Consider the following 13711-nt stretch of genomic DNA (forward strand, 5'->3'; position numbering starts at 1 on the left):
GGGTTGTCCGCGGACATGAGGTTAGGCTAACCTCACCTATCGTGACCTCCCCCGCTCCGACCTCGCCGATCCCGCGCGCCGTCGACCCGGGGTCGGCCGCAGACGCCCCGGCCGAGGCCGCGGCGCCGGCCGCAGGCCCCGCGGGCGCGGGCCCCGCGGCCACAGGCACCGCCCGCCCCGCCGCATCCGCCCTCGCGGCCCGCGACATCACCGTCGCGTACGGCGACACGGCCGTCGTGCACGGCGCCGGCCTCGAGATCCGGCCGGGCTGCGTCACCGTGCTCGTCGGCCCCAACGGCAGCGGCAAGTCGACCCTCCTGCGCACCATGGCCCGGCTGCAGGCGGCGCGCTCCGGATCCCTCGCGCTCGTCGAGGAGGAGGGCGCCGAGACCGACGCCCTCGACCTCTCCCTGCGCCGCTTCGCCCGCCGCGTCGCGCTCCTCACGCAGGGACGGCCGACGCCCGGCGGCCTCAGCGTCCGCGACGTCGTCGAGTTCGGCCGGTACCCGCACCGCGGCCGCTTCGGCGGGGCGGATCCCGAGGGCCGCGCCGCCGTCGACCGCGCCCTCGACCTCACGGGCCTCGTCGCGCTCGCCGACCGCGGCGTCGACCAGCTCTCGGGCGGCCAGCTCCAGCGGGTCTGGCTCGCGAGCTGCCTCGCGCAGGAGACCGGCGTGCTGCTCCTCGACGAGCCCACCACCTACCTCGACCTCCGCTACCAGGTCGAGCTCCTCGACCTGGTGCGCGACCTCGCCGACGACGGCCGCATCGCCGTCGGCGTCGTCCTCCACGACCTCGATCAGGCCGCCGCGCTCGCCGACACCGTCGCGCTGCTCTCCGACGGCCGAATCGTGAAGACCGGCACCCCATCCGAGGTGCTGACCCCCGACCTCCTCACCGAGGTCTACGGCATCCCCGTCGAGGTCCACGCGGACCCGACGACGGGCAGCCTGCGCACCCGCGCGGTCGCCCGCCACCACCACAGGAACGAGAGGCTCCACCCGTGATCACGAGACGACGCACCCTGGCGATGACCGCCCTCGCCGCCGCGACAGCGCTCACGCTGACCGCATGCGGCACCACCGAGGAGGCATCCACGGGCGCCGGATCCACGCCGGGCGCCGCGTCCATCACCCTCACCGACGGCACGGGCGCGGAGGTCACGCTCGACGGACCCGCGACCAAGGTCGTCGGCACCGAGTGGAACGTCGTGGAGAACCTCGTGTCGCTGGGCGTGGATCCGGTCGGCGTCGCGGACGTCGAGGGCTACGGCGCGTGGTCGTCGGCCGTCCCGCTCGTGAACGAGCCCGCCGACATCGGCACGCGCGGCGAGCCCAGCGTGGAGACCATCGCGTCGCTCGCGCCCGACCTCATCGTCGCGACCACCGACCTGCCCGCGGACGCCGTCGAGCAGCTCAAGGCGATCGCGCCGGTGCTGCAGGTGAAGTCTGCCGACGGCACGAAGCAGATCCAGCAGAGCGAGGACAACCTCGAGCTCATCGCGAAGGCGACCGGCACCGAGGACAAGGCGACCGAGGTCATCGGCGCCTACGACCAGGCCGTCTCCGACGCCAAGGCCGCGCTCGACGCGGCCGGCCTCGCGGGCTCCAAGTTCCTGTTCGCGGACGCGTACGTGGACGCCGGGCAGGTCACCGTCCGCCCGTTCGGGAAGGGCTCGCTCGTCGGCGACGTGACCGCCGAGCTCGGCCTCGAGAACGCCTGGACCGGCGAGGTCGACCCCGCCTACGGCCTCGGATCCACCGACGTCGAGGGCCTCACCACCGTCGGCGACGTGCAGTTCCTCTACAACTCGAACTCCTCGCAGGGCGACGACCCGTTCGCGTCCACGCTCGCGGGCAACGCCGTCTGGCAGTCGCTCCCGTTCGTGACGGCCGGCGACGTGCACCGCATGCCCGAGGGCATCTGGGTGTTCGGCGGCCCCGCCTCGATGACGGCGTACGCGAAGGCCGTCGTCGCCACCCTCGCGGGCTGATCCGGCGCGCCCGACCCCCCTCCCGATCCGATGACCGCCCCCGCCCGCACCGCGCCCCCGCCGGCCGACGCGCCTCCCGAGCGCCCGACGGAGGCGGCGATGCCGGCCCCCGTCCCGTCGCTCGCCGCCGTCGTGCGCGCCGACGGGGCCGGCCGGATCCCGGTGCGGGCGGTCGCGGTCGTCGGACTGCTGGTGCTCGTGGTGGCGGTGCTCGCGGTGGTCGACGTCACCCAGGGCACCGCCGCGGTCGGACCCCGCGAGGTGTGGGAGGCGCTCACGGGCCGCGCGACGCCGGGTGACGCGTCCGTCGTGGTCGCGTCGCGGCTGCCGCGCATGGCGGCCGGGATCCTCGTGGGCCTCGCCCTCGGCGCGGCCGGCGCCGCGCTCCAGACCGTGAGCCGCAACGTGCTCGCCTCGCCCGACACGCTCGCGGTGAACGCGGGCGCCTACGCGGCCCTCGCGGTCGCGGGCGTCACCGGCCTCACGCTGCCGGTGATCGCGGGCGCGGGCGTCGCGTTCGTCGGCGGGCTGGTCGCCGCGGCGGTCGTGCTCGCGGTCTCGGGACTCGGATCCGGCACCGTGCGCCTCGTGCTCGCGGGCAGCGCGCTCGCGCTGGGCCTCGGATCCGTGACCAGCGCGCTCCTCCTCCTCTTCCCGCAGCAGACCAGCGGCCTCTACCGCTGGGGCCAGGGCGGCATCGGCCAGAACGGCTTCGACGCGGTCGCGCAGATGGCGCCCGTCGTGGTGGTCGCGCTCGTGCTGCTGCTCCTCCTCTCGCGTCGGCTCGACGCGCTCGGCCTCGGCGACGACGCCGCCCGCAGCCTCGGCGTCGACGTGCGGGCGACCCGCGTGATCGCCGTGCTCGCGTCCGTGCTGCTCGCCGCCGCGGCCGTGACGGTCGCCGGGCCCATCGGCTTCGTCGGCCTGTACGCGCCCGCGTTCGCGCGGCCGCTCCGCGCGCTCGTGCCGGGCGTCCGCCGCTCGTGGGTCTTCATCCCCGTCGCCGGCCTGATGGGGGCGGCCGTCGTGCTGCTCGCAGACGTGCTGCTCCGCGCGGTCGTCGGGGCCGAGGCGTCGGTCGCCGTCCCGACCGGCCTCGTCACGTCCCTCATCGGCGCGGTCGTGCTCGTGGTGCTGGCCGTGCGCACCCGCGACAGCGCGGCGCCCGCGCCCACCGAGCGGCACGGCGTCGTCACCCGTCGCCGCGTCGCGCTCGTGGTCGGCGCGCTCGTGGCCGTCCTCGCGGCGCTGCTGGTCGCGGCCGTGCTCCTCGGCGACGCGAAGCTGCTCCTCGGTGACGTCGTGAACGGGATCCGCGGCACCGCCGGCCCCGTCGTGAGCTACGTGCTCGACACCCGCGTGCCCCGCGTGCTCGCCGCCGTGCTCGCGGGCGCGGCCCTCGCGCTCGCCGGCGTGCTCGTGCAGGCCGTGACGCGGAACCCGCTCGCGGATCCCGCGATCCTCGGCGTCTCCGGCGGCGCGGGCCTCGGCGCCGTGCTGTTCGTGACCAGCGCGCCGCTCGCGGCCGGCTGGGGCATCGCCGGCGCTGCGGGCCTCGGCGCGCTCGCGGCCGCCGGCGTGGTGTTCGGCCTGGCGGCGCGCGGCGGCTTCCCGCAGAACCGCCTGGTGCTCATCGGCGTCGGCGTCTCGGCGGGCACGGCCGCGGCCATCAGCCTGATCATCGTGCTCACCGACCCCTTCAACGCGGCGAAGGCGCTCACCTGGCTCTCCGGATCCACGTACGGTCGCGGCTTCGACGACGCCCTGCCGGTGCTCGTCGCGCTCGTGCTCGGCGTGGCGCTCGCGGCCCCGCGGCACCGGATGCTCGACCTGGTCGCCCTCGACGACGACACCCCGCGCCTCCTCGGCGTCTCGCTCGGCCGCGCCCGCCTGCTCGCCCTCGCGATCGCGGTCGTGCTGACGGCGACGGCCGTCGCGGCGGTGGGCGTCATCGGCTTCGTCGGCCTGGTCGCCCCGCACGCGGCCCGCGCGCTCGTCGGCTCGCGGCACGCGCGCGTGGTGCCCGTCGCGATCCTGCTGGGCGCCGCCCTCGTGACCCTCGCCGACCTGCTCGGCCGCACGGCGATCGCCCCCGCCCAGCTCGGCGCCGGCCTCGTAACCGCGCTCGTCGGCACGCCGTACTTCGTGTGGCTGCTGTGGCGCGGGCGGGCGGCCAGGGGGCGGTAGCGGCGACGGCGCCGCGTAGGTTCGGGGAATGACCCGACGCATGGCCGGCCACGACTTCCGCATCTCGCAGGAGGACACGGCCGAGACCGCGCCGCACATGGCGCCGATCAACGCGTTCGTCGCCGCGATCTCGGAGCCGGACCCGGAGGGGTTCGTCCCGCGCATCGCCCCGCACCACGGCGGCACGGACGCGCGCGTGCTCAGCGTGCTGCGAGATCCCGGGCCGGCGACGCAGGTGGGTGTCGGCTCCGGCTTCCTCAGCATCGAGAACGACGATCCGACCGCGGAGCGCCAGGCCGTGCTGTTCGCCGAGCACGGGATCCGCGACCGCGACGTGCTGCCCTGGAACGCGTACCCCTGGTACATCAACGCGGCGCCGGATGCGGCGCAGGGCCGGGTGGGAGCTCGGGCGCTCGTGGAGCTCGTCGCGCTCCTGCCCGGCCTCGAGGTCGTGCTGCCACAGGGCCGTGACGCCGAGCGGATCTGGCGCTACGCCGTCGAGCTCGACGACACGCTCGCCGACGGGATCCGCTTCCCCGTGGTGGCGACCATCCACCCCGGTCGCCAGGCGCTCTTCCACCCCGACCCGGTCGAGCGGGAGCAGCGGAGGGCGCACCAGGTGGATGCGTTCGCTGGTGTCGGGCGGATCCTCGCGGCCGGATGCGTGTCGTGAGCCTGTCCCCGGGCGGATCCCGCGCGATGACCTGCGCCCTCGCGGTCGTGAACGCCATCCTCGCCCTGGCGGGGATCGTCGTGGGCGCCCTAGCGGTGTCCGTCGCCGACGGCCGCGCCTCGATCGGGGCCATGGGCGTCGCGCTCCTCCTGGGCGCGGCGATCTTCGGGACGATGTCAGCGCTGTTCGTGGTCGCCCTCCGGCGGATGCGCTAGCCGACCCCCATCACGTACCGCCGGCACACGTGCACGCGCCGGAACCGCGCCCGCAGCTCCGCCTCGCGCTCGATCGGCGCGTGCAGCAATGCCTGCACCGGCCGGCCGAGGCCGTCGGGGGTCGTGAAGCCGCTCGTGTCGTCGCCCTCGCTCACGTACACGTGCAGGTAGCGGGTCTCCTCGACGAAGCCGACGCGGCGGTACCAGGCGTTCGCGGCCGGATCCTCGCGGGTCCACGCGTCGAGCTCGGTGGCGCCGGTGCCGCCGAGGAGCGGGAGCGCGGTCTCGAGGAGGGTCGTGGCGATGCGCCGGCCCTAGTGGTCGGGGTGGACGGCGATCGCGTCGATGGTCGCGAGGGCGCCCTCGACGCCGATGTCGAGGATCCCGACGATGGTGCCGTCCGGGTCCTCCGCGACGAGCGCGACGGACGGCTCGGCGGGATCCGGCCGCCGGGCCAGCGCGTAGTCGAAGTACTGCGTGTCGAGGAACGAGAGCGCCCGGCAGCGGAGCCAGCCGGTCTCGTCGGCGGGCAGGTACGGGCGGATGCGGGGGAGCGGGGCGTGCGCGGTCATGGGTGCCTTGTCGTCGAGGCGCGCCGGGCGGGATCCGCCGGGCGCGGGTGGAGGGGTGCGGAGCGGGAGCCGGTGCTCATCTCGACGACATGGGTCCACACTGGCCGACGGCGCGGATCGGCACAAGGCCGCCGTGCGCGCGCCGCCTCAGCCCAGCGCGCGCCCCATCTGCACCCGTCGCCCGAGCCGGTCGAGCCCGAGCCGCGCCTCCGTCTCCACGAGGCGCAGGTGGAAGGGCGTCGCCGACGGCTCCTCCACGAAGCCGGCGCGGGCGTAGGCGGGCGCGTTCCAGGGGACGTCGGCGAAGGTGCGCAGCGTGATCCGCCGATGCCCGCGCCGCCGGGCCTCCGCGGCCGCCGCCTCGACGAGCGCGCCGCCGTGCCCGCGGCGCCCGTGCTCGGGCGGCACCGCCACCTGCTCCAGGTGCGCGAGGCCGTCGACCTCGAGGACGTGCGCGAAGCCGACGAGCTGGCCGTCGGCGTCGGCGTCCCCGTCCGCGTCCTCCGCGACCAGCAGGAACCCGGGCTCCGCCGCGCGCTCCGCCCCGGTCGGCGCGGGCCACCACGTGGCGGGGCGCAGCAGCTCGACGAGGATCCGGTCGGCCCGGTCCTCGATCCCCTGAAGCGCGGCGAGGTCGCGGGCGGCGACGGGGCGGATCCGGGTGGGCATGCCGCGAGCGTATGCGGGCGGGTGGACGGGTACGGCCCATCGCCCATGCGCCGGCGCGGCCGGCCGATCGACTGGCATGCTCGGTGACGGCCCGCAGAGCGCGGACCGGACCCGGTCGGAGGCACCCGTGCACTACCGCCTGATGGACGAGTACGGCGTGGACCGACCGCTCTGGGGCGACGACGGCCTCTGCCCCGACGGCACGCCCGAGCTGCCGCCGCACGTCGAGGAGGCCGTCCGGGCCTGGGCGGCCGTGTTCCAGGAGGGGTTCGAGTGGGACCGCGGCTGGCGGGATCGCGCCGTCGCGCGCGAGCACGCGGCCCAGGGCGAGCGTCTGCTCGCGATCCTCGAGCGCGTGCTCGGGCCGGAGGACACCGTCGAGCTCGTCTACTGGGAGACCGACCGGCGGACCGGACGCGGCACCGGCCGCTGACCGCCGCGCCCGCTGCCGCCCGGAAGCACATCCCGCCCCCGTCCGACGAGGTGTTGGACGACCGTCCAACGACCGGCCCGATCGCGTGCGCTCCGGCCGGCCGCCCGGCATCGTCATGGGTGTCGGAAAGAACGACTGACAGCACGATCCATCCAAGACCCCACAGGAAGAGGAAGAGATCATGAGCAAGCTCACGTCGAAGACCACCCGCATCGTCGCCACCGCGGCCCTCAGCGGCGGGATGATCGCCGCGCTCAGCGGCTTCGCGGCGGCACCCGCCCAGGCCGCCGAGCCCGCGGCACCCGCCGCCGAGAGCAGCGAGGTCAACAGCCCCGTCACGGGCAGCGTCACGCTCGACCCGGTCGCCATCGTCGGCGCCATCACCGCCGCGGTGAACGACCAGAGCGACCGCAACGGCGCCGTCCTGGCCGCGCTCGACATCGGCTACTACAGCGCGGACAACCCGGACCGCCTCACGGTCGCGGTCGTCAACAAGAACCAGGACATCGTCGTCGAGGGCGCCATCGTGGACGCCAAGCCCATCGACATCAAGGGCGGCAGCTACGTCATCTACTGGTTCGACGGACCCGGCAAGGTCACCAACAACGGCGACGGCGGGTTCCTGAACTGGGGCGTGCTGGGCAACAACGTCAAGACGGACAACGTCATCAGCATCAACGGCGGCTGATCCCCGTCACGGCTCCGTCGGCGCCCCGTCATCCTCCGGGATGGCGGGGCGTCCGCGCGTCCCGCCCTCGATCATGCGCGGCGGCTCGGCACGGCGCGCGCGCCGGTCGCGCCGGGTGCGGATCACGCCGCGGACGAACGCGACCGACACGAGCGCCGTGCGGTTGGGCGCGTTCCACGTGCGCATCAGCCGACCGAGGTGCCACGCCACGGCCTGCCGGCTGTACGAGGTGGCGCGCGCGATCTCGTCGTTGGACATCCCATGGGCGGTGAGGGCGAGCATGCGCTCCTCCACGTCGTCGAGGTCGGGCGCGCGGGCCACGAGGTCGAGCTCCACGTCGGCGTCGGCGGGGGCCGGTCCCGCGACGATCACGGCGGGCGTCGCCGCGTCCTGCGCACGATGCCCCGCCCACGCCTCCACCCAGCACGTGCCGAGCTCGTGCGCGACGTGGGACGCGCGGGCCATGGCGACGACGAGCGTGGCGTCGCGCTCGGCGGCCGCCGCGTGCATCACGAGCGCGAAGACGCGCAGCGCGGGCAGGGCGCCGCGGAGGGCGACGGACAGGTCGACGTCGGGCTGCGCCGCGCTCCGGCGGGCGACCGCGCGGAGCTCGTCGAGGCACGCGGGAGGCAGGGTCCGCCCGTGCTCGACGGCCGCGAGGGCGGCGGGCAGCACCAGCGGCACGATCTCCTCGTAGCGCAGCCGGAGCCAGTCGCGGCCCGCGGGCCGCACCTCCTCCAGCGGGCAGCGCAGCAGCAGCTCTCGGAACTCGTCGACGCGCGCGTCGAGCCGGAGCCCCAGCGGCTGGCCCGGCCGCAGCAGCCGCGCCCGTTCGACGGGCTCCGCCTGCGCCGCGGGCGGCCCCTCATGCGTGTGCTGCGCATCGACCATCGGAATCCCCCCGGATCCGCGGTGCACGTCGTCCCCCCGGACGTCCGCACCGCACCCCCATGCTGTGCCCGGCGGGTGGACGGCCGGTGGACGCGCCGTGTCCCGCCGGGGTACCGGCGGCCGACCCGCACCGCCCAGCTCCTCGGAGCTGCCCCGTGGGGCGCGGATGCCCGGCCCCACCACGACGCTCCCACGGCGGGCCCCGTTCCTCAAGGCGTTGACGGCGACGGCGGTCCGTGCGAGGGATCGGCGGGCGGGACGGCGTCGCCGCCTCGGCCACGGCGCCACCCGCTCGATATCGTGGGCCCCACCCGCGCCACCCGCGCGGCAGCACGAGGAGGAGCACCCATGAGCAGCTACGCCGTCACCGATCCGACCACCGGCGAGACCGTCGCCGAGCATCCCGAGATCACCGACGCGGAGCTGCAGGACGCGCTCGCCGCCGCCGAGGGCGCGTACCGCGGCTGGTCGCGCCGCACCTCCATCGCCCAGCGCGCCGCGCTCGTGGCCCGCGTCGCCGAGCTGCACACGGAGCGCCGCGACGAGCTGGCGCGGATCATCGTGCGCGAGATGGGCAAGCCCCTCGACCAGGCGCTCGGCGAGGTCGACTTCGCCGCCGACATCCTCGGCTACTACGCCCGGAACGCCGAGGAGTTCCTCGCCGACGAGCCGATCGCGCTCGTCGACGGCACCGGATCCGCGTTCGTGCGCCGCTCGGGCCTCGGCGTGCTGCTCGGGATCATGCCGTGGAACTTCCCGTACTACCAGGTGGCCCGGTTCGTCGGTCCCGCCATCGTCACGGGGAACGCGATCCTGCTGAAGCACGCGCCGCAGTGCCCCGAGTCGGCGGAGGCGATCCAGCGCATGTACGCGGACGCGGCGGCGGAGCAGGGCGCCGACCCGGGCGTCTACGTGAGCGTGCTCGCGACGAACGCGCAGATCGAGGGCGTCATCGCGGATCCGCGCGTGCAGGGCGTCTCCGTCACGGGCTCCGAGCGGGCGGGCGCCGCGGTCGCGGAGATCGCCGGCCGGCACCTCAAGAAGGTCGTGCTGGAGCTCGGCGGATCCGATCCCTTCCTCCTGCTGTCGACCGACGACCTCGACGCGGTCGTCGCCGACGCCGTGGCCGCGCGCCTCGACAACAACGGCCAGTCCTGCAACGGCGCCAAGCGCTTCCTCGTGATCGACCACCTCTACGACGACTTCGCCGCGCGCTTCACGGCGGCGCTCACGGCGGCCCAGCCCGCGGATCCGATGGCCGACGGCACCCTGCTCGGCCCGCTCTCCTCGCGCGCCGCGACGGAGCGCCTCACGGAGCAGCTGGCCCGCGCGGTGGAGCAGGGCGCCACCGTGCTCGCGAGCGGCGAGCCCGTCGGCAACATGTTCCCGCCCGCCGTGCTCGCCGACGTGACGCCGGAGATGGACGCCTACCGCGAGGAGTTCTTCGGCCCCGTCGCCGCGCTCTACCGGGTCGCGTCCGAGGAGGAGGCCGTCTCGCTCGCCAACGACACCCCGTTCGGCCTCGGCTCGTACGTGTACACGACGGATCCGGAGCAGGCGCTGCGGGTCGCCGACGGCATCGACGCGGGCATGGTCTGGGTCAACCTCGTGCTCGGCGACGCGGCCGAGCTGCCCTTCGGCGGCGTGAAGCGCTCGGGCTCCGGCCGCGAGCTCGGCCGGCACGCGGTGGACGAGTTCGCGAACCGGAAGCTGATCCGCATCGCGTGAGGCGCGGGGCCGGGCTGCTGTGCGGGCGGCCGCGGCGCGACGGGGGCGCGCACCCGTCCGCGAGGCGCGGGCCGCGAATACCCTTCACGCATGACGGATCCGCATGACGCCGCCCTCCGCCCGCGCTCCCGGGCCTGGCGGCTCGGCTGGCTCAGCCTCGTCGGGCCGGTGGGCGTCGTCGCGTCGATCGCGGCCGCGCGGCTGATCCCCGAGCCGCAGCTCCTGATCGGGGCGGTGCTGTTCGCCGCCGCATCCATCGTCACGTTCGTGATCGGGATCGTGGGCGTCCGGCGCGGGATCCGCGATGCGAGGCGGCACCCCGCGGAGCGCCCGCGCCTCGTCGGGGGCGGCATCGCGGTGTCCTCGGTCGGGCTGCTCGCGTCCGCCGCCGTGGTGCTCGTGATCGGCGGGATCCTCTTCGCGCTCTCGCAATACCGCCCGTACTAGACGTCCCCGTCCCCGTCCGGGCCGGCCGGGGGCGTCGGCTCAGGCGCCCGACGTCGCCGACGGACCCCGGCGCGCCGCCACCGCGGCGTCCAGCCCGGCCGCGATGACCTCCAGCGGATCCGGCAGGGCCGCGATCGCCGTGGCGACCTCGCGGCTCCGCAGCCGGTACGACGGCGTCGTGAGGACCTCGCGCACGGCGCGGCGCACGGCGTCCGGACGCGGGGTGCCCGTTAGCAGGTTCCTGCCGCATCCGGCCCAGGCGACGCGGGCCGCCACCTCGGGCTTGTCCTCGGTGGATCCCGCGACCACGAGCGGCAGGCCGTGCGCGATGACCCGTTGCACGCCGCCGAACCCGCCGTTCGTGACGACGGCGTCGACCAGCGGCAGCAGCAGGTCGTAGGGGAGGAACTCCGCCACGCGCGCGTTGTCCGGCAGCGGGCCGCCGAGCGCGCGCTGCACGTCCGCGACGGGGCGGCCGCCGGTGGTCGCGACGACCAGGGCGTCCTCGTCGGCGAGGGCGCGCAGGGTCGGTGCGACGAGGCGACCGAGGTCCGCGTTGTCGATCGTGCCCTGGGTGACGTGCACGACCGGGCGGCCGTCGACGAGGTCCGACCACCAGTCCGGCAGCGCCGCCGCGTCCGCGCGACCCGCCGCGTCCCGCAGCGGCCCGACGAAGCGGACGGTGCCGGGCAGCTCCCGGCGCGGGTACTCGAGCTCGGCGACGCTCAGCTGGAAGAGCGCGTCGAAGCAGCGGTAGGCGTAGTCGAAGGGGTCCGCGCGGGAGGCGGGGGAGTCGATCTCCGCGAGCACGGCATCCACCGCCTCCCGCAGCGGTCGGGTGAGCCCGGGGCGGATGGCGAGCGCGAGCGCCCGGTTCCGGAGGCGCCCGAGCGGCCCGCGGCCGGGCGCGAGGCCCGCCCCGAACGGCGCCGCGTCGACGCTCGCGAGCACGACGGGCGTGGCGCCGATGCCCAGCACGGGCAGGCGCTCCGCCGGCGGGAGGGCGAGGTAGGGGACGAGGCCGGTGAAGGCCCCCTCCGCGAGCACGGCGTCGAACGGCTCGGCGTCGAGGAGCGCGAGCACCGCGCGGTGCTGCGCCGGGATCACGCGCACGAACAGGGCGATCATGCCCTCGCGGATCGCTCCCACGCCGCGCGCCGCGGAGGCGGGGGCGAGCAGCTCCTCGAGGTCGGCGTCGTCGTAGTCGACCTCGGCGGGCAGGGGCGCGAAGCGGAGGCCGGCCCCCGTGACGAGGTCCCGGTACTTCGCGCCCGTCAGCACGGTGATCGCGTGACCGCGCGCGGCCAGGCCGCGGCCGACGGTGACGAGCGGCGCGAGGTGCCCGTAGATGGGCGGGGCGCAGAGCAGGTAGGAGGACACGATGCGGCTTCCGGTCGGGTACGCGCGGCGCGCGGCGGGAGGGCGGGCGGACGGGTGCGCGTCCCGGGCGTGGACGCTGGGTGGACGGGTGGCTGGGTGGACGGGTGGACGGGTGCGCCGACGATCGCGCGGAGGGCTCCTCAGGGGAGCGCGGCGTCGGGCCGCGGCGCGACCGGATCCGCGAGGAGCAGCCGCTGGAGGCGGATGGCGCCGACGGTGAGGACCCCGAGCACCCCGGCGGCGACGCACGCGGACCCGAGGGCGACGACGCCGAGGGCGAGGGGCAGGCCCGTCGGGCGGGCGGCAGGGCGCATGCTCGATCTCCCTCGTCGCGGCGGGGAGCGCTGCGGTCCCGAGGAGGGTAGGGATCGAGGCTGGGATCGGCGCCCGACCGTCCACACCCGTCGCCGCGGGAGGCGCGGGTGGAGGATCCGGCCGCATGTCGCCGTGTGACGGGCCGCCTCGGTGTTCCGCGCCCACCCGCAGGCGCCGTCCGCCAGGCTGGGCACGGCGCGACGGCCGGATGTCCCGCAGGGCCGCCGGACGCGCCGTCCCCACCCCCGCATCCGCCCGCCGCCCGCCCCCGAGGAGCCCGCATGACCGACCGCATCCTGACCACGCACGCCGGCAGCCTGCCGCGCTCGCCGGAGCTGACCCGCCTGCTCGTCGCCCGCGACCAGGGGCGCCCCTTCGACGCGGCCGAGCTGGCGGAGGTGACCGCGACGTCCGTCGCCGACACCGTGCGCCGCCAGCTCGAGACCGGCCTCGACGTCGTCAACGACGGCGAGGTGCCGCGCGTCGGCTTCTCGACCTACGTGCTCGAGCGCATCGACGGGTTCGGCGGCGCCGGGCACCGCAAGCCCACGCTCGACTCGCTGAAGTTCCCCGACTACGCCGCGTTCCAGGCGAAGCAGATCGTGGAGGGCGCGGACGTCGCGCGGGTCTGGGATCCGCCTGTGGCGCAGGGCCTGCTCGCGTACGACCCGACGCTCGCGGGCATCACCGAGGACCTCGACGGCTTCGACCGCGAGCTCGCCGCGCAGGCGGGCCAGGGCCTCCGACCCGCCGGCACGTTCTTCTCCGCCGCGACCCCGGGCATCGTCTCCACGACCCTGCTGCTCGACGCCGCGAACCCGCACTACGGCGACGACCGCGCCTACGTCTTCGCGCTCGCCGACCAGCTCAAGCTCGAGTACGACGCGATCGTCGCGCGCGGCCACGTCCTCCAGCTCGACGCGCCCGACCTCGCGATGGAGCGCGTCATCCAGTTCGGCGATGCCACGCTCGAGGAGTTCCTCGCGGCGGTCGACCTGCACGTGGACGCGCTCAACCACGCGATCCGCGACATCCCGCGCGAGAGGGTGCGCCTGCACGTCTGCTGGGGCAACTGGCAGGGCCCGCACCAGGACGACGTGCCCGTCGACGTGCTGCTCCCGCACCTGTACCGGGCGAACGTCGGCGCGTTCAGCATCCCGCTCGGGAACCCGGCGCACCAGCACGAGGCGCCGGCGTTCCGCGACCACCCGCTGCCCGAGGGCGCCGTGCTCATCCCGGGCGTCGTGGACGTGACCACCAACTACCTGGAGCACCCGCAGGTGATCGCGAACCGGATCCTCGAGGTCGTCGACGCCGTGGGCGACCCGACCCGCGTGATCGCCGGCACCGACTGCGGCCTCTCGACCTTCGCGAGCTACGAGTTCGTCGCGACCGACGTGGCGTGGGCGAAGCTCCGCGCGCTGGTCGCGGGCGCGGAGATCGCGTCGCGGCGCGCGTTCGGCTGAGGGGCGCCGTCAGCTCCAGCGCTGCTGGAGCTGAAGGGACCGCCTGGAGGCGGT

The 13711-nt window shown here is 75.7% G+C and carries 16 protein-coding genes; 10 read left to right on the forward strand and 6 right to left on the reverse strand.

What is annotated here, in order from left to right; all coding sequences use genetic code 11:
* The first annotated feature begins 41 nt into the window (after positions 1-41).
* Genes FGG90_RS11785 through FGG90_RS11805 form a run of 5 tightly spaced genes read left to right on the forward strand, consistent with a single transcriptional unit; the run spans position 42 to position 5068 of the window.
* Complete coding sequence (locus tag FGG90_RS11785) at positions 42-1007, forward strand: ABC transporter ATP-binding protein (RefSeq protein ID WP_094126920.1); 966 nt, start codon at positions 42-44, stop codon at positions 1005-1007.
* On the forward strand, positions 1004-1993 hold the full coding sequence (locus FGG90_RS11790; RefSeq protein ID WP_094126917.1) for an iron-siderophore ABC transporter substrate-binding protein: 990 nt from the start codon (positions 1004-1006) through the stop codon (positions 1991-1993). The genes FGG90_RS11785 and FGG90_RS11790 overlap by 4 nt, the downstream gene beginning before the upstream one ends.
* Before the next feature lie 30 nt (positions 1994-2023).
* Positions 2024-4180, forward strand: a complete 2157-nt coding sequence (locus FGG90_RS11795; protein ID WP_094126915.1) for an iron ABC transporter permease — start codon at positions 2024-2026, stop codon at positions 4178-4180.
* A 28-nt stretch (positions 4181-4208) separates the two neighbouring features.
* Positions 4209-4853, forward strand: coding sequence for a uracil-DNA glycosylase (locus FGG90_RS11800; RefSeq protein WP_210433028.1), 645 nt, complete (start codon positions 4209-4211; stop codon positions 4851-4853).
* Positions 4850-5068 (forward strand): hypothetical protein, encoded by a 219-nt coding sequence (locus FGG90_RS11805; RefSeq protein ID WP_094126913.1) that lies wholly within the window; start codon positions 4850-4852, stop codon positions 5066-5068. The genes FGG90_RS11800 and FGG90_RS11805 overlap by 4 nt, the downstream gene beginning before the upstream one ends.
* Here FGG90_RS11805 and FGG90_RS11810 read toward each other — a convergent pair.
* From FGG90_RS11810 to FGG90_RS11820, 3 genes are all read right to left on the reverse strand, one after another.
* Entirely contained in the window at positions 5065-5223 is a 159-nt protein-coding gene (locus tag FGG90_RS11810; protein WP_237583363.1) for a hypothetical protein, read from the reverse strand. The genes FGG90_RS11805 and FGG90_RS11810 overlap by 4 nt on opposite strands.
* 159 nt (positions 5224-5382) lie before the next feature.
* Entirely contained in the window at positions 5383-5640 is a 258-nt protein-coding gene (locus FGG90_RS11815) for a GNAT family N-acetyltransferase (RefSeq protein WP_237583364.1), read from the reverse strand.
* Positions 5641-5787: 147 nt separating this feature from the next.
* A complete protein-coding gene (locus FGG90_RS11820; RefSeq protein WP_094126911.1) occupies positions 5788-6309 on the reverse strand; it encodes a GNAT family N-acetyltransferase in 522 nt (173 codons plus the stop codon).
* A 127-nt stretch (positions 6310-6436) separates the two neighbouring features.
* On the opposite strand from FGG90_RS11820, the gene FGG90_RS11825 reads away from it, so the two are divergent.
* Positions 6437-6742 carry a hypothetical protein gene (locus FGG90_RS11825; RefSeq protein WP_133065133.1) on the forward strand — a complete coding sequence of 102 codons (306 nt, stop codon included), beginning with the start codon at positions 6437-6439 and terminating at the stop codon, positions 6740-6742.
* A 181-nt stretch (positions 6743-6923) separates the two neighbouring features.
* Entirely contained in the window at positions 6924-7430 is a 507-nt protein-coding gene (locus FGG90_RS11830; RefSeq protein WP_094126907.1) for a hypothetical protein, read from the forward strand.
* Between the two features lie 6 nt (positions 7431-7436).
* On the opposite strand, the gene FGG90_RS11835 is transcribed toward FGG90_RS11830, so the two are convergent.
* Entirely contained in the window at positions 7437-8321 is an 885-nt protein-coding gene (locus FGG90_RS11835) for a helix-turn-helix transcriptional regulator (protein ID WP_094126905.1), read from the reverse strand.
* Between the two features lie 348 nt (positions 8322-8669).
* Here FGG90_RS11835 and FGG90_RS11840 point away from each other — a divergent pair, with 348 nt between their 5' ends.
* Positions 8670-10049, forward strand: a complete 1380-nt coding sequence (locus FGG90_RS11840; RefSeq protein WP_094126903.1) for an NAD-dependent succinate-semialdehyde dehydrogenase — start codon at positions 8670-8672, stop codon at positions 10047-10049.
* Between the two features lie 90 nt (positions 10050-10139).
* Complete coding sequence (locus FGG90_RS11845) at positions 10140-10496, forward strand: hypothetical protein (RefSeq protein ID WP_094126901.1); 357 nt, start codon at positions 10140-10142, stop codon at positions 10494-10496.
* 39 nt (positions 10497-10535) lie between these two features.
* Here the strand turns inward: FGG90_RS11845 and FGG90_RS11850 are convergent, their stop codons facing one another.
* Complete coding sequence (locus tag FGG90_RS11850) at positions 10536-11876, reverse strand: nucleotide disphospho-sugar-binding domain-containing protein (protein WP_094126899.1); 1341 nt, start codon at positions 11874-11876, stop codon at positions 10536-10538.
* A gap of 140 nt (positions 11877-12016) precedes the next feature.
* Positions 12017-12190: a hypothetical protein gene (locus tag FGG90_RS11855; RefSeq protein WP_165771366.1), complete on the reverse strand. Its 174-nt coding sequence runs from the start codon at positions 12188-12190 to the stop codon at positions 12017-12019.
* Positions 12191-12472: 282 nt separating this feature from the next.
* Between FGG90_RS11855 and FGG90_RS11860 the strand changes: the two genes are divergently transcribed.
* Entirely contained in the window at positions 12473-13657 is a 1185-nt protein-coding gene (locus FGG90_RS11860; protein ID WP_094126898.1) for a cobalamin-independent methionine synthase II family protein, read from the forward strand.
* Positions 13658-13711: the final 54 nt, after the last annotated feature.

Origin of the sequence: Clavibacter michiganensis subsp. tessellarius (assembly GCF_021922985.1) — a bacterium.
Classification (GTDB): domain Bacteria; phylum Actinomycetota; class Actinomycetes; order Actinomycetales; family Microbacteriaceae; genus Clavibacter; species Clavibacter tessellarius.

What these genes read in the sequence shown, in the direction of transcription:
- FGG90_RS11795 (WP_094126915.1), top strand. Translation starts at nt 2,024, where the DNA reads ATGACCGCCCCCGCCCGCACCGCGCCCCCGCCGGCCGACGCGCCTCCC.
- FGG90_RS11800 (WP_210433028.1), top strand. Translation starts at nt 4,209, where the DNA reads ATGACCCGACGCATGGCCGGCCACGACTTCCGCATCTCGCAGGAGGAC.
- FGG90_RS11815 (WP_237583364.1), bottom strand. Translation starts at nt 5,640, where the DNA reads ATGACCGCGCACGCCCCGCTCCCCCGCATCCGCCCGTACCTGCCCGCC.
- FGG90_RS11820 (WP_094126911.1), bottom strand. Translation starts at nt 6,309, where the DNA reads ATGCCCACCCGGATCCGCCCCGTCGCCGCCCGCGACCTCGCCGCGCTT.
- FGG90_RS11830 (WP_094126907.1), top strand. Translation starts at nt 6,924, where the DNA reads ATGAGCAAGCTCACGTCGAAGACCACCCGCATCGTCGCCACCGCGGCC.
- FGG90_RS11835 (WP_094126905.1), bottom strand. Translation starts at nt 8,321, where the DNA reads ATGGTCGATGCGCAGCACACGCATGAGGGGCCGCCCGCGGCGCAGGCG.
- FGG90_RS11840 (WP_094126903.1), top strand. Translation starts at nt 8,670, where the DNA reads ATGAGCAGCTACGCCGTCACCGATCCGACCACCGGCGAGACCGTCGCC.
- FGG90_RS11845 (WP_094126901.1), top strand. Translation starts at nt 10,140, where the DNA reads ATGACGGATCCGCATGACGCCGCCCTCCGCCCGCGCTCCCGGGCCTGG.
- FGG90_RS11855 (WP_165771366.1), bottom strand. Translation starts at nt 12,190, where the DNA reads ATGCGCCCTGCCGCCCGCCCGACGGGCCTGCCCCTCGCCCTCGGCGTC.
- FGG90_RS11860 (WP_094126898.1), top strand. Translation starts at nt 12,473, where the DNA reads ATGACCGACCGCATCCTGACCACGCACGCCGGCAGCCTGCCGCGCTCG.